The organism is Lysobacter defluvii IMMIB APB-9 = DSM 18482 (assembly GCF_000423325.1).
Lineage (GTDB): Bacteria > Pseudomonadota > Gammaproteobacteria > Xanthomonadales > Xanthomonadaceae > Novilysobacter > Novilysobacter defluvii.
Map to the genome: position 1 here is coordinate 357,740 of NZ_AUHT01000005.1, position 19,373 is coordinate 377,112.

The 19,373-nt window shown below is 72.5% G+C and carries 24 protein-coding genes; 18 read left to right on the forward strand and 6 right to left on the reverse strand.

What is annotated here, in order from left to right; all coding sequences use genetic code 11:
• Positions 1-7: 7 nt before the first annotated feature.
• Positions 8-712: an N-acetylmuramate alpha-1-phosphate uridylyltransferase MurU gene (gene murU / locus G545_RS0103965; RefSeq protein ID WP_027069259.1), complete on the forward strand. Its 705-nt coding sequence runs from the start codon at positions 8-10 to the stop codon at positions 710-712.
• Between the two features lie 25 nt (positions 713-737).
• Here murU and hda read toward each other — a convergent pair whose 3' ends face one another.
• From hda to G545_RS0103980, 3 genes are read right to left on the reverse strand one after another with little or no spacing between them, the layout of a single operon-like run.
• Positions 738-1,454: a DnaA regulatory inactivator Hda gene (gene hda, locus G545_RS0103970; protein WP_052347257.1), complete on the reverse strand. Its 717-nt coding sequence runs from the start codon at positions 1,452-1,454 to the stop codon at positions 738-740.
• On the reverse strand, positions 1,451-2,602 hold the full coding sequence (locus tag G545_RS0103975; protein ID WP_027069261.1) for an AI-2E family transporter: 1,152 nt from the start codon (positions 2,600-2,602) through the stop codon (positions 1,451-1,453). Before G545_RS0103975 ends, hda begins: the two co-directional genes overlap by 4 nt.
• Before the next feature lies 1 nt (position 2,603).
• Positions 2,604-3,698 (reverse strand): DUF2066 domain-containing protein, encoded by a 1,095-nt coding sequence (locus G545_RS0103980; RefSeq protein ID WP_036136759.1) that lies wholly within the window; start codon positions 3,696-3,698, stop codon positions 2,604-2,606.
• 208 nt (positions 3,699-3,906) lie between these two features.
• Between G545_RS0103980 and purM the strand changes: the two genes are divergently transcribed.
• From purM to G545_RS0104000, 4 genes are read left to right on the forward strand one after another with little or no spacing between them, the layout of a single operon-like run.
• Positions 3,907-4,971: a phosphoribosylformylglycinamidine cyclo-ligase gene (gene purM / locus G545_RS0103985; protein WP_052106670.1), complete on the forward strand. Its 1,065-nt coding sequence runs from the start codon at positions 3,907-3,909 to the stop codon at positions 4,969-4,971.
• Between the two features lie 5 nt (positions 4,972-4,976).
• A complete protein-coding gene (gene purN / locus G545_RS0103990; RefSeq protein ID WP_027069264.1) occupies positions 4,977-5,660 on the forward strand; it encodes a phosphoribosylglycinamide formyltransferase in 684 nt (227 codons plus the stop codon).
• A gap of 7 nt (positions 5,661-5,667) precedes the next feature.
• On the forward strand, positions 5,668-6,438 hold the full coding sequence (locus tag G545_RS0103995) for a DUF3108 domain-containing protein (RefSeq protein ID WP_027069265.1): 771 nt from the start codon (positions 5,668-5,670) through the stop codon (positions 6,436-6,438).
• Positions 6,438-7,139 carry a DUF3108 domain-containing protein gene (locus G545_RS0104000; protein ID WP_036136750.1) on the forward strand — a complete coding sequence of 234 codons (702 nt, stop codon included), beginning with the start codon at positions 6,438-6,440 and terminating at the stop codon, positions 7,137-7,139. The genes G545_RS0103995 and G545_RS0104000 overlap by 1 nt, the downstream gene beginning before the upstream one ends.
• Positions 7,140-7,159: 20 nt before the next feature.
• Here G545_RS0104000 and murA read toward each other — a convergent pair whose 3' ends face one another.
• Positions 7,160-8,416, reverse strand: coding sequence for a UDP-N-acetylglucosamine 1-carboxyvinyltransferase (murA, locus tag G545_RS0104005; RefSeq protein WP_027069267.1), 1,257 nt, complete (start codon positions 8,414-8,416; stop codon positions 7,160-7,162).
• A complete protein-coding gene (locus G545_RS0104010) occupies positions 8,416-8,649 on the reverse strand; it encodes a BolA family protein (RefSeq protein ID WP_027069268.1) in 234 nt (77 codons plus the stop codon). Before G545_RS0104010 ends, murA begins: the two co-directional genes overlap by 1 nt.
• Positions 8,650-8,827: 178 nt before the next feature.
• Between G545_RS0104010 and G545_RS0104015 the strand changes: the two genes are divergently transcribed.
• The 13 genes from G545_RS0104015 to ptsP all read left to right on the forward strand — a co-directional run bounded on the left by G545_RS0104015 (position 8,828) and on the right by ptsP (position 18,872).
• Positions 8,828-9,835 (forward strand): KpsF/GutQ family sugar-phosphate isomerase, encoded by a 1,008-nt coding sequence (locus tag G545_RS0104015; protein WP_027069269.1) that lies wholly within the window; start codon positions 8,828-8,830, stop codon positions 9,833-9,835.
• The gene (locus G545_RS13450; protein ID WP_052106672.1) at positions 9,835-10,389 is read left to right on the forward strand and encodes a KdsC family phosphatase; all 555 of its coding nucleotides are present in this window, start codon (positions 9,835-9,837) and stop codon (positions 10,387-10,389) included. The genes G545_RS0104015 and G545_RS13450 overlap by 1 nt, the downstream gene beginning before the upstream one ends.
• Positions 10,386-10,952 carry an LPS export ABC transporter periplasmic protein LptC gene (gene lptC, locus G545_RS0104025; RefSeq protein WP_027069270.1) on the forward strand — a complete coding sequence of 189 codons (567 nt, stop codon included), beginning with the start codon at positions 10,386-10,388 and terminating at the stop codon, positions 10,950-10,952. Before G545_RS13450 ends, lptC begins: the two co-directional genes overlap by 4 nt.
• Positions 10,939-11,484, forward strand: coding sequence for a lipopolysaccharide transport periplasmic protein LptA (lptA, locus tag G545_RS13455; RefSeq protein ID WP_036136752.1), 546 nt, complete (start codon positions 10,939-10,941; stop codon positions 11,482-11,484). The genes lptC and lptA overlap by 14 nt, the downstream gene beginning before the upstream one ends.
• A complete protein-coding gene (gene lptB, locus G545_RS0104035) occupies positions 11,484-12,203 on the forward strand; it encodes an LPS export ABC transporter ATP-binding protein (RefSeq protein ID WP_027069271.1) in 720 nt (239 codons plus the stop codon). The genes lptA and lptB overlap by 1 nt, the downstream gene beginning before the upstream one ends.
• Before the next feature lie 85 nt (positions 12,204-12,288).
• Positions 12,289-13,713 (forward strand): RNA polymerase factor sigma-54, encoded by a 1,425-nt coding sequence (locus G545_RS0104040; protein ID WP_027069272.1) that lies wholly within the window; start codon positions 12,289-12,291, stop codon positions 13,711-13,713.
• 70 nt (positions 13,714-13,783) lie between these two features.
• Complete coding sequence (gene hpf / locus G545_RS0104045) at positions 13,784-14,113, forward strand: ribosome hibernation-promoting factor, HPF/YfiA family (RefSeq protein ID WP_027069273.1); 330 nt, start codon at positions 13,784-13,786, stop codon at positions 14,111-14,113.
• 4 nt (positions 14,114-14,117) lie between these two features.
• Complete coding sequence (locus tag G545_RS13460; RefSeq protein ID WP_036136754.1) at positions 14,118-14,582, forward strand: PTS sugar transporter subunit IIA; 465 nt, start codon at positions 14,118-14,120, stop codon at positions 14,580-14,582.
• Positions 14,579-15,559, forward strand: coding sequence for an HPr(Ser) kinase/phosphatase (gene hprK / locus G545_RS0104055; protein ID WP_027069274.1), 981 nt, complete (start codon positions 14,579-14,581; stop codon positions 15,557-15,559). The genes G545_RS13460 and hprK overlap by 4 nt, the downstream gene beginning before the upstream one ends.
• On the forward strand, positions 15,552-16,457 hold the full coding sequence (gene rapZ / locus G545_RS0104060; protein ID WP_407059620.1) for an RNase adapter RapZ: 906 nt from the start codon (positions 15,552-15,554) through the stop codon (positions 16,455-16,457). Before hprK ends, rapZ begins: the two co-directional genes overlap by 8 nt.
• Positions 16,454-16,846 carry a PTS sugar transporter subunit IIA gene (locus G545_RS0104065; RefSeq protein WP_027069276.1) on the forward strand — a complete coding sequence of 131 codons (393 nt, stop codon included), beginning with the start codon at positions 16,454-16,456 and terminating at the stop codon, positions 16,844-16,846. Before rapZ ends, G545_RS0104065 begins: the two co-directional genes overlap by 4 nt.
• Positions 16,847-16,858: 12 nt before the next feature.
• Complete coding sequence (locus G545_RS0104070) at positions 16,859-17,128, forward strand: HPr family phosphocarrier protein (protein ID WP_027069277.1); 270 nt, start codon at positions 16,859-16,861, stop codon at positions 17,126-17,128.
• Positions 17,129-17,138: 10 nt separating this feature from the next.
• On the forward strand, positions 17,139-18,872 hold the full coding sequence (gene ptsP / locus G545_RS0104075) for a phosphoenolpyruvate--protein phosphotransferase (RefSeq protein ID WP_027069278.1): 1,734 nt from the start codon (positions 17,139-17,141) through the stop codon (positions 18,870-18,872).
• Between the two features lie 3 nt (positions 18,873-18,875).
• Here the strand turns inward: ptsP and G545_RS0104080 are convergent, their stop codons facing one another.
• Complete coding sequence (locus G545_RS0104080) at positions 18,876-19,262, reverse strand: hypothetical protein (RefSeq protein ID WP_154656512.1); 387 nt, start codon at positions 19,260-19,262, stop codon at positions 18,876-18,878.
• Positions 19,263-19,373 lie beyond the last annotated feature (111 nt).

Consider the following 19,373-nt stretch of genomic DNA (forward strand, 5'->3'; position numbering starts at 1 on the left):
CGGCCGCATGCGTGCGCTGATCTTCGCCGCCGGCCTGGGCGAGCGCATGCGCCCGCTCACCACGCATACCCCCAAGCCGCTGCTGCATGCGGGCGGCAAGCCCCTGATCGCCTGGCACCTGGAGAAGCTCGCCGCCATCGGCGTGCGCGAGGTCGTCGTCAACACCAGCTGGCTGGCCGACCAGTTCCCCCGTGAGCTGGGGGACGGGTCGCGCTGGGGGCTGCGGCTGCACTTCGCCTACGAGGGCCCCACCCCGCTCGAGACGGGCGGCGGCATGCTGCACGCGCTGGAGCTGCTCGGCAGCGATCCCTTCCTTGCGGTCAACGGCGACATCTGGACCGACTTCTTCGACTTCCGCGACCTGCTCGTGCCGCCGGAAGGGGACGCGCGGCTGGTACTGGTCGACAACCCGCCCCACCACCCCGGCGGCGACTTCCACCTGCACCCGGACGGGGCCCTCCGGACGGGTGGCGGCACCCGGCTGACGTTCGCGGGCATCGGCGCGTACCACCCGCGGCTGCTCGAGCGATGGGTGGAGGTTGCCGGCCCTGCCGCCGCGACGGAGGCACGCCCCGCATTCAAGCTCGCGCCCCTGCTCCAGGACGCCATCGCCCGCGGCAGGGCCAGCGGGGTCCACCATCGCGGGGCGTGGACGGACGTAGGCACCCCGGAGCGTCTGGAGCTGCTGGACAGGCGACTGTTGCCCGTCTGAGCGGCGCTGTTCCCCGCCGGCGCGCTCAGGCGCCGAACAGTTCGCGCAGGAAGGGGACGGTGATCCGCCGCTTGGCGGCGAGGGATGCGCGGTCGAGCCGGTCCAGCAGGGCGGTCAGGCCCGCCAGGTCACGGTCGACCCGCCGCAGCAGCCAGTCGAGCGCCGCCTCGTCGAAGTCCCAGCCGCGGCGGCGGGCCCGCTGGCGCAGGACCTCGCGCCGGTCCTCCTCGCCAAGCGGCTGCAGGGTGATGCGCGTGCACTGGCCCAGCCGCGAGCGCAGGTCCGGCAGTCCCGGCGGCAGCCCCTCCGGCGCCACGCGGGCCGCATACAGCAACTGCGTCCCGGCCGCCCGTGCCCGGTTGTGGGCATCGAACAGCGCCAACTCGTCGGCCCGCATGCCGGCGACCGCATCCAGGCCGTCCAGCGCCAGCAGGTCGTAGCCCTCGAGCGCATCCAGCGCCTCGCGCAGCCGCCCCGCCGCGCTGGCCAGCGGCAGGTAGGCGGCGCGGCGCCCGGCCTCGTGGGCCAGGGCGCAGGTGGCCAGCAACAGGTGGGTCTTGCCGGTACCGGCGGCGCCGGCGACATACGCACCCTCCCCTTCGCCGCGCGCGAGCGCCTGAAGCAGGCCGGCCACGCCTCCGGGCGCGGCGACGAAGGTGTCGAGCCGCTGGTCGGCGGGATGGCGCAGCGCCAGCGGCAGCTGCGGCGGTTCCGCGACCCGGCCGGGCCAGTCCCGCTTCACTCCCGCTCCGGCTCCCGCGGATACCGGGAGGGGCTGCCCTCGATCATGATCCCTGCATCCTGGCCGGCGTACAGGCGGCTGTGGGTGTAGCGCTCCTCGGCGAAGCGCAGCAGCACGTTGGCGATCGCCGCGCACGGCAGCGCGATCAGCATCCCCAGGAAGCCGAACAGCGCGCCGCCCGCCATGACCGCGAAGATCACCGCCACCGGATGCAGGCCGATGCGGTCGCCGACCATCTTCGGGGTGAGCCAGTAGCTCTCGATCAGCTGCCCCAGCCCGAACACCACCAGCACCCCGACGACGTGCTGCCAGGTGCCGAACTGCACCAGCGCCGCAACGCAACCCAGGATCACGCCACTGGCCGGGCCCACGTAGGGCACGAAGGTCAGCAGCCCGGCGATGATGCCGATCAGCAGCCCCAGGTCCAGGCCGACCAGCCACAGGCCCACGCCGTACATGGCGCCCAGGATCAGCATCACCAGGAACTGCCCGCGCAGGAAGCCGCCGAGCACGTCGCTGGACTCGGTCGCCAGGCGCTTCACCGTGGCCAGGTGGTCGCGGGGGATCAGAGAGGCGACCTTGGCCACCAGCAGGTCCCAGTCGCGAAGCGCGAAGAAGGTGACCACCGGCAGCAGCACCAGGTTGGCGGCGAAGGTCACCAGGGCGAAGCCCGAGCGCGACAGGTAGCCCAGCGCCGTGCTGGCGAAGCCGCCGGCGCGGTCCCAGTTCTCGCGGATCAGGTCGAACACGCGGCTGAAATCCAGCCACGAGGAGACGTCCACGCCGGTGCGTGCCTCCAGCCACGGCAGCGCGGTGGAAAGCACCCAGCCGCGGTAGGACGGGATCGCGGTGATCAGCGTCTGGATCTGGTCGCGGATCATCGGCACCAGCAGCAGCAGGAACAGCACCAGCACCAGGGTCATCGCGGTGAACACCAGGATCACCGCCGCGTTGCGCGAGCGTCCCGAGCGCTCCAGCCGGTCCACCAGCGGGTCGCCGAGCCAGCCCAGCAGTGCGCCAAGCACGAAGGGGCTGAGGATCGGCGACAGCAGCCAGACCACCCACAGCACGAACAGCACCACCGCCGTCAGCTGCAGGCGGCGCAGGAACCGGGCGATTTCCTGCAGCGGATCGGCGATCGGCTGCATGTCAGCGCAGCCGGTAGCGCGGGGTACCAGACGTGGAGGCCGGCCGCGGCTCCCCCTCGCCCGGCAGCCCGTCTTCCCGCGCCGGTGGCGCGTACTCGGACACCAGCACGTCGTCGCCTTCGATCATCAGCTCGAAACCCGGCAGGCCGGAGGCGAGCCCGAGCTCGTATTCCATCTGCCCGGGGCCGGCCTGGAGCGGCCGGATCGACTGCACCACCGCCAGTCCCTGCAGGTAGCCCGCAAGCCGCAGGTAGTCCTCGGCGCTGTCGATGCCGGTGAAGGCGACCCGGTACTCGCCGGCCTCGCCGGTCACCGAGCGCTTGGCGTAGCGTGCGACCAGCGCATCGGCGGCGCCATCGGCACCGGTGGCGAGGACCTGCCGCGGGTTGGCGCCGTCCTCCGACCACTGCGAGAGCACCTCGCCATCGTCGATGAAGGTCCAGTCCGCCTTCCAGCCGCCGTCGCTGCGGTACATCTTGCCCACCAGCTGCATGGGCGAGCGGTAGCGCGAGGACGCCTGGCGCACGGCGACGCTGTCGCCACGCCAGATCGCGCCCACCAGCGCGCGCTCGGCGGCGTTGCCGCCGGGCAGCCCAAGCTGGTAGCCGCGCGCTTTGGCGCGGTCCAGGGTCGGCCGCGCCGCATCGGCCTGCGGCACCCCGACCAGGCGCGGGCCACTGCCATCGTCGATGGCCAGCCACAACACCGGCTTCGGCCGTGGGGTCGGCCAGACCGGCAGGCCCAGCGCGGCCGCGAGCGCGTCCACCTTGTCCTCGTCGAAGTGCACCACCAGGGTGGTGTTGAAGGTCGGGGCGCCGCTTGCGGACCGGCCCTCGTCCTGGCGGTAGGCGTGGTCGCGCACGTAACGGCCTGCCTGGCGCAGCTCGCTGCGTACCCCCGGTGCCGAGGCCGTGGCACTGTCGCCCGAAAGCTTGCCCAGGACCTGCGCCAGCGCCTGCGCGAAGCCGCGCTGGCGCTCGCCCTCGGCCTGGCTGTTGACCTGCACCTCGGCCGAGTACATGCCGTCCGCGCCCGGGCGCGAGCCTTCCACCCGCTGCGCCATTGCCGGCAGGCTCGCGAGCAGGCCCAGCAGCATCGCCACCACGAGCCAGCCGCCGCGCCGCTCCGAATCCGCCGGCCGAAGGGGACCGGGCACCACACCGATTGCACGCGCCATGACGGCTCCGGAAGCTGGAAGGACAGCCTGAAATGGTGCCGCATGGGGGTGCATGCGTCCATAAAGACCGCGCTGCAGCCGGTGCCGTTGCTAGAATCGCGCCTCCCGCCGCCGCCCCGGACCCGCCGTGACCGCCCCGACCCAGCAAGACGACAGCCGCCAGCCGCTCACCTACCGCGACGCCGGGGTGGACATCGATGCCGGCAACGAGCTGGTCGAGCGGATCAAGCCGCTGGTCCGGCGCAGCTTCCGGCCCGAAGTGATGGGCGGGCTGGGGGGCTTCGGCGCGCTGTTCGACCTGTCGGGCAAGTACCGCGAGCCGGTGCTCGTGTCCGGTACCGACGGCGTCGGCACCAAGCTCAAGCTCGCCCAGCAGCTGGGCCGGCACGACACCATCGGCATCGACCTGGTGGCCATGTGCGTCAACGACGTGCTGGTGCAGGGCGCCGAGCCGCTGTTCTTCCTGGACTACTTCGCCACCGGCAAGCTCGACATCGACACCGCGGCCGCGGTGGTGGGCGGCATCGCCCGCGGCTGCGAGGAAGCCGGCTGCGCGCTGATCGGCGGCGAGACGGCCGAGATGCCGGACATGTACGGGGTCGGCGAGTACGACCTGGCCGGCTTCACCGTCGGCGCGGTGGAGAAGGCCGAGCTGCGCGACGGCAGCCGCGTCCGCGCCGGCGACGTGCTGTTGGGCATCGAGTCCTCGGGCCCGCACTCCAACGGCTATTCGCTGGTGCGCCGCATCCTGGAGCGTGCCGGCGATGTGGACGGCGTCGAGGTCGGCGGGGTGCCGTTGCTGGACGCACTGATGGCGCCGACGCGGCTGTACGTGAAGCCGGTGCTCGCGCTGCTGCGCGGCGCCCAGGGTGGTTCCATCCACGCCATGGCCCACATCACCGGCGGCGGGCTGAGCGAGAACATCATCCGGGTGGTGCCGGAGGGCCTGGGCGTGGACATCGACGCCGCCGCGCTGCGGCTGCCGCCGGTGTTCGAATGGCTGCAGCGCGAGGGCGCGGTCGCCGACACCGAGATGTGGCGCACCTTCAACTGCGGCATCGGCTTCGTGCTGGTGGTGCCGCGGGATGCCGTCGAAGCGGTCGGCCGCGAGCTGGACGCCGCCGGCCTCCCCCACCGGCCGATCGGCCGCGTGGTCGATGCCTCCGGTGGCGAGCGGGTGCGCATCGGCTGAGACCGATGCCCGCGCCCTACCGCATCGCCGTACTCGCCTCCGGGCGCGGCAGCAACCTGCAGGCGATCCTAGACGCGATCACCACCGGACGGCTGGACGCGCAGGTCGCCGGGGTGTTCTCCGACCGCCCGGCAGCCCCCGCGCTCGAGCGGGCGCGGGCAGCGCGGATCCCGGCCTTCGCGGCCGAGCCACGGGACTTCGGCTCGCGCGACGCCCACGAGGCCGAGCTGTTCGGCCATGTCGCCCGGGCGGAGCCGGACCTCGTGGTCTGCGCCGGCTACATGCGCCTGATCGGCGCCGCCACCGTCGAGGCGTGGACGGGCCGCATGGTCAACATCCACCCCTCCCTGCTGCCGGCGTTCAAGGGACTGCACACCCACCGCCAGGCGCTCCAGGCCGGCGTGGCCGAGCACGGCTGCAGCGTCCACTACGTCACTGCCGAGCTCGACGGCGGCCCGGTGGTCAGCCAGGCCCGGGTGCCGGTGCTGCCCGGCGACGACGAGCCGGCGCTGGCGGCACGCGTGCTCGGGCGCGAACACCCTCTGCTCGTAGCCACGCTGCGGCTGCTCGTATCCCGGCGCGTCCAGCTGGGCCCCTCCGGCGTGTTGCTGGATGGTGAACCCCTGGCGGCGCCGCTGCGGCTCGATTCAGCCGGCGTCCTGCATCGTCCAGACCTTCAACCTGACTGAGGCCTCCATGCGCCACCTGCTCGCCCTGCCGCTTGCCCTGTTGTTGCCGCTGGCCGTCCAGGCCGGGGAAACCGCCCCGCAACCCGTCCCGGCGGAGCTGGAACGGGAGATCGCCGACGCCGACGTGCTGCAGCCCTTCATGGCGAGCTACCGCGTCTACCGCGGCGGCAAGCACCTGGGCGAGGCGACCATGCAGGCGGTCCGCCAGCAGGGCCCGCGCTGGCGCGCCGACCTGGTGATGCGCGGCACCCGCGGCCTGTTTGGCGCGGTCGGGATCAATGCCGAGCAGAGCACCGTGTTCGACGTGGTGGACGGCCGCTACCGGCCCGTCGCGCAGGCCACGGTCAACAAGAGCATGTTCACGCGCCGGCAGACCGTCGGTACCTACGATTGGTCCTCGCGCGAGGCCCGCTGGACCGGCGACGTCAAGAACGAATGGCGCGCCGGTCCCCGCGAGTTGCAGGACGGTGACATGACCGGCCTGCTGATCAACCTTGCGGTGATCCGCGACGCCGCCCCGGGCAGGACGCTCAGGTACCGGTACGTCGATGACGGACGCTCGGTCGAGCACACCTACGTGGTGGCCGACGAGCTGGAGTCGATCAAGGCCGGCGAGCTCAGCTACAACGCCATGCGGGTGGAGCGGGTCCACGAGGACAACGAGGAAACCATCGTCTGGGTGGTCCGCAACGTGCCCACCCCGATCCGGATGCTGCAACGCGAGAACGGCGAGGACACCTACGACCTGCGCCTGATCGAATACAGAGGAGTCGAGTGATGCCCCACAACCCCCACGCCCCGAAGACCCGCCGCCTCGCCGCCGTGCTCGCGGGCGCCGCGCTGGCCGTGGCCGCGGTGCCGGCTCTCGCGCTGGAGGCCTTCAGCGCCGACTACCAGGCCAGCTACATGGGCATGAAGGCGAACGGCACCATGACCCTCAAGCCGGAAGGCAACAACCGCTGGCGCTACACCCTGGACGTCAGCAACGCGCTGGCCAGCCTGAGACAGAGCACGGTGTTCCAGGTGGAGGGTGGCCAGTGGCGGCCGCTCACCAGCAAGGACAGCTCCAAGGTGCTGGTCAAGTCCAGCGACAAGACCGCCTCCTACGACTGGAATGCGGGGGTCGCGAGCTGGACCGGCGACGTGAAGGAAGACCGCGCCGGTCCGATCAAGCTGCAGGCCGGCGACATGGACGCGCTGCTGATCAACCTGGCGCTGGTGCGCGACTGGGAGGCGGGCAAGCCGCTGAAGTACCGCATGGTCGACGACGGCCGCATCAAGCAGATGCACTACCGCGAAGCGGGCACCGAGCAGGTCACCGTCGGTGGCCAGCCCCGCGAGGCCACCCGCCTGGTGCACGACGAGGGCGACAAGCAGACCGTTGTGTGGGTGGTCGAGGGCATGCCCGTCCCAGCGCGCATCCAGCAGCGCAAGGACGGGGACGACTCGATCGACCTGACGGTGGTGTCGGTCAACTGAGGCCAGCCTCGCCCGCCGGATCAATCCACCCGGCGGATCTTCGCCCCCAGGCCGGAGAGCTTCTCCTCGATGTTCTCGTAGCCGCGGTCCAGGTGGTAGATGCGGTCGATGCTGGTCTCGCCCTCGGCCACCAGGCCGGCGAGGATCAGGCTCGCCGAGGCACGCAGGTCGGTCGCCATCACCGGGGCACCGCTGAGCCGCTCCACCCCGCGCACCACCGCCGTCGGACCGTCGACGCGGATGTCCGCGCCCAGCCGCAGCAGCTCGTTGACGTGCATGAAGCGGTTCTCGAAGATCGTCTCGTTGATGATCCCGGTGCCCTCGGCAATGCAGTTGAGGGCCATGAACTGGGCCTGCATGTCGGTGGGAAAGCCGGGGTGCGGGGCGGTGGTGATGTCCACCGCGCGCGGGCGGCGGCCATGCATGTCCACGGTGATCCGGTCGTCCTCGCAGTGCACCTCCGCGCCCCCCTCCACCAGCGCCGCCAGCACCGCGTCCAGGGTGTCCGGGCGCGCGCGGCAGGCCGTGATCCGGCCGCCGGTCATCGCCGCGGCGACCAGGAAGGTGCCGGTCTCGATGCGGTCGGGCACCACCGGGTGCTCGCCGCCGTGCAGCCGCTCCACGCCCTCGACCTCGATCCGGCTGGTGCCCTCGCCGTGGATGCGGGCACCCAGCGCGCGCAGGCAGCGGGCCAGATCTACGATCTCCGGCTCCCGGGCCGCGTTCTCCAGCACCGTCGTGCCCTCGGCCATCGTGGCCGCCATCAGCACGTTCTCGGTGGCGCCCACGCTCACGATCGGGAAGGTGTGGCGTGCGCCGCGCAGCCGCGGGGCCGTGGCCTTGATGTAGCCGCCCTCGACGGAGATCCGCGCGCCCAGCGCCTCCAGGCCGCGGATGTGCAGGTCCACCGGCCGTGAACCGATGGCACAGCCGCCGGGCAGCGACACCTCGGCCTGGCCGTGGCGGGCCAGCAGCGGGCCCAGCACCAGCACCGAGGCGCGCATGGTGCGCACCAGCTCATAGGGGGCGACGTGGCGGGTCGCGGTGGTCGGGTCCACGGTGACGCCGTAGTCGCCGTCGACGACGATCCCCGCGCCCAGCTCGGCCAGCAGCCTGGTGGTGGTCACCACGTCGTGCAGGTGGGGCACGTTGGATACGTGCACCGGCGCGTCCGCCAACAGCGTGGCGCACAGGATCGGGAGCACCGCGTTCTTCGCCCCCGAGATGGTCACCTCGCCCTGCAGCGGCGTCCCGCCCTGGACGATGATGCGGGCCATCAGCCGCCGGCCTCGGCGGGGGTCAGCGTCTGCAGCGCCAGGGCATGGATCTCGCCACCCATGCGCTCGCCCAGCGTGGCGTAGACCATGCGGTGCCGCGCCAGCGGCATCTTGCCGGCGAAGGCCTCGCACACCACGGTGGCCTCGAAGTGGACGCCGTCGTCGCCGCGCACCTCGGCGCGGGAGCCGGGCAGGCCTTGCTCGATCAGGGTCTTGATGGTCTCGGGATTCAATTCAACGGTACCGGTATGGGCCGCCCGCAGCACGGACGGCCGGAAGGGGAAGCCACTATTGTGCTGCATCGTCCGGCGGCGCCGGTGCGTGGCCGCTGAACGCGGGTGCAGGCCATGGCGCCGCGGTCACCACGGGTGCCGGTAGAATCGGCCCCCCGCCACCGAGGACGCCCCGCCCGTGACCGATCCGGCCGCGACAACGCCCCGCGATTCCGCCGCCACCGCCGACTTCGCCGGCAGCGGCAAGCGCGTGTTCCGCATCGAGGCCGCGGCACTGGAGGCGGTATCGGCCCGCCTGGACGGCGACTTCACCCGCGCCTGCCAGCTGATGCTGGAAGCGCGCGGCCGCGTGGTCTGCACCGGCATGGGCAAGTCCGGCCACATCGCGCGCAAGATCGCCGCCACCCTCGCCTCCACGGGCACGCCGTCCTTCTACGTGCATCCCGGCGAGGCCGGCCACGGCGACCTGGGCATGATCACCGACGCCGACGTGGTGCTGGCGCTGTCGTACTCGGGCGAGAGCGACGAGGTGCTGATGCTGCTCCCGGTGCTCAAGCGCCAGGGCAACCCGCTGATCTCCATGACCGGCCGTCCCGATTCGTCGCTGGCGCGTGCGGCGGAGGTCCACCTGGACGTCAGCGTCCCCGAGGAGGCCTGCCCGCTGCACCTGGCGCCGACCTCCAGCACCACCGCCTCGCTGGCGATGGGCGACGCGCTGGCGGTTGCGCTGCTGGAGGCGCGCGGCTTCACCGCCGACGACTTCGCCCGATCCCACCCCGCCGGGGCGCTGGGCCGGCGCCTGCTGCTGCACATCGCCGACATCATGCACACCGGCGCCGACGTGCCCAGGGTGCACGCCGACGCCACCGTGAGCGAGGCGCTGGTGGAGATCAGCGGCAAGCGGCTGGGGATGACCGCCGTGGTCGATGGCGGCGACCGCCTGCTCGGCCTGTACACCGACGGCGACCTGCGCCGCAGCCTGGACGCGGGGGTCGACGTGCGCACCACCCCGATCGCCGAGGTCATGACCCGCTCGCCCCGCACCATCGGTCCCGACGCGCTGGCCGTCGAGGCGGCGCAGCTGATGGAGACGCACAAGATCGGCGGACTGCTGGTCGTCGACGACGCCGGCCGTGTCGTCGGCGCACTGAACATCCACGACCTGCTGCGGGCGCGGGTGGTCTGATGGCGGACCTGGGCGCCGCCGCCAACCGGATCCGGCTGGCCTGCTTCGACGTAGACGGCACGCTGACCGACGGCCGCCTGGGCTTCGACACCGCCGGGCGGGAGAGCAAGTCCTTCCACGTCCACGACGGCCAAGGGCTGGTGCTGCTGCGCCGCTTCGGTATCGAGGTCGCTTTCGTCACCGCCCGTTCCAGTACCGTGGTGGAGCAGCGCGCGGCCGAACTGCGCATCCGCGAGGTCCACACCGCCGTGCCCGACAAGCTCGCCACCGTGCAGGACATCGCCGCGCGGCTGGGCCTGTCGATGGACCAGGTGTCCTTCATGGGCGACGACCTGCCGGACCTGCGCATCATGGCGAATGTCGGCCTGTCCGCCGCGCCGGCGGATGCCCATCCCTGGGTCGCCGAGCGCGTGCACTGGCGCAGCCGCGCCGGGGGCGGCGCCGGTGCGGTGCGCGAGTTCTGCGACCTGCTGCTGGAGGCTCAGGGGCACGTCGAGGGCCTGCTTGCCGACCTGGTGCGCCCGGCCGGCGTGCGCGCGGAGGGCACGGCATGAACTGGCGCATTCCAGCCACCCTGGTCCTGCTTGCCGCCGCGGCCGGCAGCGCCTGGCTGCTGTTCTCCGATGACGCAGCGCCGGCGCCCGAGCCGGGCACCGCCGCCGGCGACCGGCCCGACTACGTGCTGCACGACTTCGAGCTGGTCGCCCTCGACGAGCAGGGCCGCGAGTCCTTCACGCTGCGCGCCCCCGTCCTGGCCCGCGACCCCGGCACCCGCGAGATGGAGATCACCACCCCGCTGTTCCTGGTGCCCGCGTCCGGCGAAGGCGGCGACTCGTGGGAAATTCGCGCCCGCACCGGCTGGATCAGCGACGGGGCCGAGGAACTGCGCCTGCGCGAGGACGTGGAGGCGCGCAACGACGCCGAAGGCAACGCCTCGACCACGCTCAGCACCCCGGCGCTGAGCGTGTTCCCCTCGGACGACCGGATCGCCACCGCCGAGCCGGTCACCATCGTGCAACCCGGTTCCACCGTCCGCGGCGTCGGCCTCGAGGGCGACCTCGCCGGCGGCCGCTACACACTCCAATCGGAGGTCAGGATCCGCTATGACCGCAATTGATCCCCGCAAGCCCCTCGCCGTGCTGGCCGCGTTGCTGCTGGCGGCCACACCCGCGCTGGCGCGCCAGTCCGACCGCAACCAGCCGATGGACATCGAAGCCGGCCACGCCGACTACAGCGTCGACGGCTCCGCGCCGACCATCCTGTCCGGTGGCGTCAGCATCAGCCAAGGCACCCTGGACGCACGCGCCGACCGCGCCGAGGTCACCATCCGCGGCGGCGAGCCCTCGCGCGTGGTGCTGATCGGCTCGCCCGCCACCCTGCGCCAGCAGATGGACGACGGCTCCCCGATGGACGCGGTCGCGACCCGCATGGACTACGACGTCACCCGCGAGGTGATGGTGCTGACCGGCAACGTCCGCATCGAACAGCCGCGCGGCACCCTCGCCGGCGAGCGCGTGGTCTACAACATGCTCACCGGCCAGGTGACCAGCGGCGGACAGGACTCGGGCCGGGTGCGGATGCGGATCATGCCGCGCAACAGCTCCGCCCCCGCCGAACAGTCCGGCGGCACGTCCGCGGAGGACCGCTGATGCTCGTCGCCGAGGGGCTGCGCAAGTCCTACCGCTCGCGCGAGGTGGTCCGCGATTTCGGCCTGACCCTCGACGCCGGCGAGGTGGTCGGCCTGCTCGGCCCCAACGGCGCCGGCAAGACCACCTGCTTCTACATGATCGTCGGCCTGGTGCCGGCCGATGCCGGGCGGATCGTCCTGGACGGGCGCGACATCACCGGCGAGCCGATGTACCGCCGCTCGCGGCTGGGCGTGGGCTACCTGCCGCAGGAACCCTCGGTGTTCCGCAAGCTCAGCGTCTCCGACAACATCATGGCGGTGCTGGAACTGCGCGACGACCTGGACCGGGACGGCCGCCGGCGCGAGCTGGAGGCCCTGATGGAAGAGCTCCAGGTCACCCACGTCGCCGACCAGGCCGGCGCCAGCCTGTCCGGCGGCGAACGGCGCCGCGTGGAGATCGCGCGCGCCCTGGCCGGCAAGCCGAGGTTGATGCTGCTCGACGAACCCTTCGCCGGCGTCGACCCGATCTCCGTCGGCGAGATCCAGCGCATCGTGACCCACCTCAAGAACCGCGGCATCGGCGTGCTGATCACCGACCACAACGTGCGCGAAACCTTGGGTATCTGCGACCGGGCGTATATCCTCGCCGAAGGCAGCGTGCTCGCGCAGGGGGCTCCGGACACGCTGCTGGCGAATCCCGACGTCCGTCGCGTCTACCTGGGGGATACCTTCCGCCTCTGAGCCCGCTTTCGCGGAGGGCAGGAGTGCGCCCGGGTTGCCGCAGCCACGGCCGCTTGTCACGACAGGCCGCGTAAGCTCCCGGAAGATGAAGCCCAGCCTCCAGACCACCCTCGGCCAGCACCTGGTGATGACGCCCCAGCTGCAGCAGGCCATCCGGCTGCTGCAGATGTCGGCGGCCGAGCTGGAGGCGGAGCTGGCCGCGGCGGTGGAGAGCAACCCGCTGCTGGACTGGGTGGAGGGCGACGGCGGCACGACGCCCCTGCCCGGTGACGGCGCCGGACCGGGTGCGGCCGAGTCCCCGCCGGATGCGACCGACGCGTCCGTGGACGGCCCCGCCGACTGGGACAACGGGGAAGCCTGGCAACAGCGCACCGGCCCGTCCGATCCGGACGACGAACCCGCGTACGCCGAGCAGGTCGCCGACGACGAGACCCTGCACGACCACCTACTGTGGCAGGTGCACCTGGGCCCGATGTCGCCGCGCGACCGCCAGATCGCGGTCGCGATCATCGAGGCGATCGAGGACGACGGCTACCTGCGCGAGCCGCTGGAGAACCTGGTGGCGGGGATCGACGGCCCGCCGCCGACGCCGGCCGAGCTGCACGCTGTGCTTGCGCAGGTCCAGCGCCTGGATCCCCCGGGCGTGGGCGCGCGCGACCTGGCCGAGTGCCTGCGGCTGCAGCTGGAGGCCTTGCCGGCATGCACCCCCGGACGCGACGCCGCGATGGAACTGGCGGCCAGCGCGCTGGAGCGCCTGCCGCGCACGGCGCCGGAAACCCTTGCGGGCGAACTCGGGCGCCCGGCCGAGGAGATCATCACCGCCATCGCCCTGCTCCGATCACTGGATCCGCGGCCTGGCGCCGCACTGGGCGGCGTGTCCAGCGACACCTATGTCACCCCCGAGGTGGTGATCTGGCGCCAGGGCGGCGTCTGGCGCGTCGGCCTGTCGGACAGCATGCGCCCGCGGGTGCACATCCACCGCGGCTACGAGGGCATGATCCGCCACGCCAGCGCCGCCGACGCGAGCTACCTCAAGGGCCACCTGCAGGAGGCCCGGTGGCTGCTGCGCAGCCTGGAGGCGCGGGGCGAGACCCTGCTCAAGGTGGCCCGCTGCCTGGTGCGCGAGCAGGCCGGCTTCCTGGAGTTCGGGGATGCCGCGCTGCGCCCGCTGACGCTGCGCGAGGTCGCCGCGGAGATCGGCATGCACGAATCGACGGTATCGCGCGCGATCGCCCGCAAGTACGCGCGCACGCCCCGCGGCACCATCCCGCTGCGCGCCTTCTTCGCCTCCGGCGTCGGCAGCGGTACCAGCGGGGAGACCTCCAGCACCGCCATCCAGTCGATGATCCGCAAGCTGGTCGAGGCCGAGGACCCGGGCAAGCCGCTGTCGGATGCGCGGCTCGCCGCGGCGCTCAAGGAGGCCGGGGTCCCCGTGGCCCGCAGGACCGTCGCCAAGTACCGGGAAGCCATGGGAATCGCCTCGTCGCAGGACCGCGTGCGCATGGCCTGACCGGGCCATGGCGCCCCGCCGCGGCTGGGATATGCTGGACTCCCCGTAGCGACGAGTGGAGGTACTGCCCATGCGCATCGAAGTCCACGGCCACGACATCGAGGTCACCGCCGCCCTCCGTGACTACGTCGAGACGCGCTTCCGGCGCGTGCAGCGCTATCTGGAGCAATCCGACGACATCCGCGTGCAGCTCAAGCTGGACAAGCCCCGCCATTGCGCCGAGGCCACGGTCACGCGGCACGGTCGCACCCTGCACGTGGACGCCGCCGCCGACGACATGTACGCCGCGATCGACCTGCTGACCGACAAACTCGAGCGCGCCCTGGTCCGGGCCAAGGAGAAGGAGCACGACCAGGCCCGCCGGACCGGGGGCCTGGCCCGGAGCGGCGGGTTCGGCTGACGACATGGCATTGCAGGGCCTGCTGGATGCCGGGCGCGTGGCGATCGTCGACGCGCCCGGCGACCTTTCCGCGGTGATCCGGACCGCCGCGCGGATGCTGGCCGATGCGGAGGGCGGCGATGCCACCGCCATCGGCGACGGGCTGGAGGCGCGCGAGCGCCTGGCCAGCACCGCGATCGGCCACGGCGTGGCGATCCCGCACGCACGCGTGGACGGGCTGGAGCAGAGCCGGGGTGCCTTCCTCCGGCTCTCCCCGCCGGTGGACTTCGGCGCCGCCGACGGCGAGCCGGTGGACCTGGTGCTGGCCATGGCGGTCCCGCGCCACGCCATGCAGGGCCACCTCGAGCTGCTGGCCGAGGTCGCCGAGCGCTTCTCCGACCCGGGCTTCCGCGCCCTGCTGCGCCAGGCGCGCGACCACGGCGAGCTTGCAGGCCACCTGCTCGACGGCACCCGCCGGGCCACCGCATGAGCAGGCCGGGGTCGCTCCCGACGGCGCGCATCAGTGCGGGCGAGCTGTTCGAACAGCAGCACGAACGCCTGGGGCTGCGCTGGGTCGCCGGCCACGCCGGTGCGGCGCGGTACCTGGAGGCGGTCGAATCACGCGATCGCCGGCCCTCCCTGGCGGGCTACCTCAACACCATCTATCCCAACAAGGTGCAGATCCTGGGCACCGAGGAACTGGCCTGGCTGGACGAACTGGATTCGCGCCAGCGCTGGGAAACGATCGAGCGGCTCATGCGCTCCAGGCCGCTGGCCATGGTGATCAGCCGCGACCGCGACTGCCCGCCGGACCTGGCGGCCGCCGCCGACGAGTCCGGCACGGCGCTGTGGACTTCGCGCCTGCGCGGGCACGAATTGCTCAACCACCTGCAGTACCGCCTGGCCCGCGCCCTCGCGCCGCGGGTCACCCTGCACGGGGTGTTCATGGAGATCTACTCCATCGGCGTGCTGATCACCGGCGACGCCGGCTCGGGCAAGAGCGAGCTGGCGCTGGAGCTGATCAGCCGCGGCCACCGCCTGGTCGCGGACGATGCGCCGGAGTTCACCCAGATCGCCCCCGACGTGCTCGACGGCCGCTGCCCCGAGCTGCTCCGCGACCTGCTGGAGGTACGCGGCCTGGGCGTGCTGGACATCCGCCAGATGTTCGGCGACACCGCCGTCAAGCCGCACAAGTACCTGCGCCTGGTCATCCACCTGCAGCGCGTCGACGACCCCGCCGCGATGCCGCCCGGGGACGACCTGCAGCGCCTGACCGGCGACAACCGGGTGCGCCGGGTGCTCGACCTGGACGTCCCCATGACCACCCTTCCGGTCATGCCCGGCCGCAACCTGGCGGTGCTGGCCGAGGCCGCCACCCGGCTGCACAGCCTGCGGTCCAAGGGCCAGGACCCGGCCACGGCCTTCATTGCACGGCACAGCAATTTCCTGGAGCGAGGCGATGGCTGAGACCACCCCCATGCCGACACCCGCGCCGACCCCCACCGCCGGCCTCGTCGTGGTCAGCGGCATGTCCGGTTCGGGCAAGTCGGTGGCCCTGAAGACCTTCGAGGACCTGGGCTACTACTGCGTCGACAACCTGCCCGCCGGGCTGCTGCCGGACTTCGTGCGCGCGGTGTCGCACGAGGGCACCGGCCCCACCCTGCTGGCGGTCGGGATCGACGTGCGCAACACCCACGGCGACCTGACCGGCATCCCCGGCTGGCTGTCGGAGGTGGGCAAGCTCGGGCTGGATCCACGGCTGCTGTTCCTGGACAGCGCCGACGACGTGCTGCTGCGGCGCTACGCCGACACCCGACGCCGCCATCCGCTAAGCCATTACGGGCTGTCACTGGGCGACGCGATCGACCTGGAGCGCCAGGTGCTGCGCCCGCTGAGGCAGATGGCCGACCTGGTGATCGACACCAGCGCCATGAACGTGCACCAGATGCGCCGCCGCATCATCACCGAGTTCGGCCTGGGCGACGACTCGACGGTCTCACTGCTGTTCGAATCGTTCGCCTACCGCAACGGCGTGCCGCCGGAGGCCGACTTCGTCTTCGACGCACGCTGCCTGCCCAACCCGCACTGGGACCCGGTGCTGCGCCCGCTCTCGGGCCGCGACCGCGCCGTCGCCGAGCACCTGGACCACGAACCGGAAGTGCAGGAGTTCGCGGACCAGGTCGGCCACTTCCTCGACACCTGGCTGCCGCGGCTGCGCGCCGGCAACACCCGCAGCTACGTGACGGTGGCCTTCGGCTGCACCGGGGGCCGGCACCGCTCGGTGTACCTGGCCGAGGCGATGGCCGAGCGCGCCCGTAACCAGGGCTGGGAGGAAGTCGCGGTGCACCACCGGGAGCTGGACTGATGGTCGGCGTGCTGCTGGTGACGCACGAAGGGGTCGGCCCCGCGCTGCTGGCCAGTGCCGAGCGCCTGCTTTCCAGGCTGCCGCTCCCGGCGATGGCGCTGGAGGTGCCCTTCGACGCGACGCCGGAGCAGGTGCTGCCGGAGGCCAGCGCCGCGATGCGCCGGGTGGACCGCGGCCAAGGGGTCCTGGTGCTGACCGACCTGTACGGCGCCAGCCCGTCCAACCTGGCCGCCGAACTCTCCCGCCTGGGCACGCCGGTGCGCCGCGTCTCCGGCGCCAGCCTGGCGATGCTGCTGCGGGTGATGAACTACCCCGAGCTGGGCCTGGACGAGCTGCCGGCGGTGGCCGCGGCCGGCGCCCGCAACGGCGTGGTCATCGACGACGCCTGAGACGGAGCCGGCATGATCGAGCGCGAACTCACCGTCACCAACCAGCTCGGGCTGCACGCCCGCGCCACCGCGCGCCTGGTGCAGCTGCTCTCGGGCTATGGCTGCAGCGCCACGCTGGCAGCCAAGGGCCGGGAAGTGAACGCCAAGAGCATCATGGGCGTGATGCTGCTGGCCGCCGGGCGCGGGACGAAGGTGCTGCTGCGGGTGGACGGCGAGGACGAGCAGGCCTGCGCCGACGCCGTCGCCGCGTTGTTCGAGCGCGGCTTCGACGAGAACCCCTGAGGCCGCCGCCGTGCGCCGCCTGCTCCAGGGCCAGGGTGCCTCGCGCGGGAACGCCCTCGGGCGTGCCTGGGTCCGGCTGCCGGACGTGCTGGAGGTGGGCGAGGAACACATCGAGCCCGGGCAGGTCGAGGCCGAGCTGGAACGCCTGCACCTGGCGATCGAACGGGTGCGTGCCGAGATGCGGTCCCTCCGCGAACGCCTGCAGGGCGCCCTGCCCCCGGAACTCGGGCAGTTCCTGGACCTGCATGCGCTGCTGCTGGACGACCCCGAGCTGCTGCAGGGACTGGACGAGGCGATACGCGGGCAGCTGCTGAGCGCCGACTACGCCCTGCACCTGCAGCGCGAGCGCATCACCGCCGGGTTCCGGGCGATGGACGATGCCTACTTCCGCAGCCGCGTGGAGGACATCGACCAGGTCATCGGCCGCATCCATGCCAGCCTGCATGCCCGCCACGACGGCCGCACCGGCATGGCCGGCGAGGTGCTGGCCTGCGAATCGGTGGCGCCGGCCGAGCTTGCCCAGCTGCAGCAACGCGGCGTGGTCGCGGTGGTCACCAGCGCCGGCAGCCCGCTGTCGCACAGCGCCATCCTCGCCCGCAGCCTGCACCTGCCGATGGTGGTCGGCGTGCCCGGGCTCCTGCAGCGGGTCGCCGACGGCGAGGTACTGACCGTGGACGGCGGGACCGGCGAGGTGGTGGTCGAGCCGGGGCCGGCGGACCTGCGCCACCACCGCGAGCGCCGCCGCGCCACCGCCCGCGAGCTGCGCGCCCTGCGGCGGCTCCGGCGCGAGCCCACCCGCACCCGCGACGGCAGCACCATCGAGCTGCAGGCGAACGCCGAATCCCCGGCGGACATCGCCCGGGCGCATGCCCTCGGCGCCAGCGGGATCGGCCTGTACCGGACCGAGTTCCTGTTCCTGCAGCGCACCGCGCTTCCGGGCGAGGAGGAGCAGTTCCAGGCCTACCGCGACGCCGTGCTGGCGATGAACGGCCGCGTGGTCACCATCCGCATCCTCGACCTGGGCGCGGACAAGGCCGACCGCACCGGCCTTTCCCTGCGCGACGAATCCAACCCGGCCCTGGGCCTGCGCGGGATCCGCCTGGCGATGGCCCGTCCGGACGTGCTGGAGGTGCAGCTGCGCGCCATGCTCCGCGCCTCCGCCTACGGCCGGCTGCGGGTGCTGGTCCCCATGGTCAGCGAGCGCGGCCAGGTGCTGCACGTCCGCGCTGAACTGGCGCGGCTGGCGGCCGCGTTGCGGGCGGAGGGCCACGGCGTCGCCGCGAACGTGCCGCTGGGCGCCATGATCGAGGTCCCGGCGGCGGCGCTGATGCTCCCGACGTTCCTTGGCGACGTGGATTTCCTCTCGGTGGGGACCAACGACCTGGTGCAGTACCTGCTCGCGAGCGACCGTGACAACGAGGCGCTGGGCGAACTGGGCAGTCCCCTGCACCCGGCGGTACTGCGCGTGCTGCGCGACGTCATCCGCACCGCGGCGGCGGCCGGGAAGCCGGTGTCGGTGTGTGGCGAGATGGCCGGCGACCCACGCCTGTCGCCGCTGCTCCTCGCCCTCGGGCTGGAGCAGTTCAGCATGCACCCGGCCACGCTGCTGGACGTGCGCCAGGTGGTGCGCGCCTGCGACCTCATGCACCTGCGTGCGCGCCTGCCGGCACTTCTGCGGGCCCGTGACCGGAGCGGGATCGAGCGCTGGATCGCCCGCCACCACCCGCCGCTGGGCGAAGGCTGAGCCTCAGCTCCCGGCGCAGGGGCCGGGGCCGGCCTCCAGCGCGGCCAGGGTCATGCCGGTCTCCCGGTCCAGCAGCACGAACAGCAGTCCCTCGGAGGTCCACTCCTCGGTTTCCTTGTTGCCTGCGGCATCGTTGCTGCGCGCGAAGATCTGGCGCTGCTCGCTGACCTGCACCTCGACCTTGGAGGTCAGCGACGGCGGCACGTCCCACTGCACCAGCGCGCGGTAGGCACCTTCGTTGCACGCCGCGCCGTCCACGGGTTGGACGCTGAACTCCACCCCGGGTTCGGCATATGGCAGCTGCCCGGGCACCTCGCCCGGTTGGCCGCAGGCGGCCAGGAGCGTGATGGCGGCAGCGGCGGGCAGGACACGGCGAAGGCTTGTATGCATCTGCATCGGCAATGGTCGTGTGGGCGATACCAATACCATGCGCCGCTGATGCGCGGTGGGCAAGCTCACGTGCAACGGCGATAATCCCCGGCCATGAGCGCCTGATCGCCG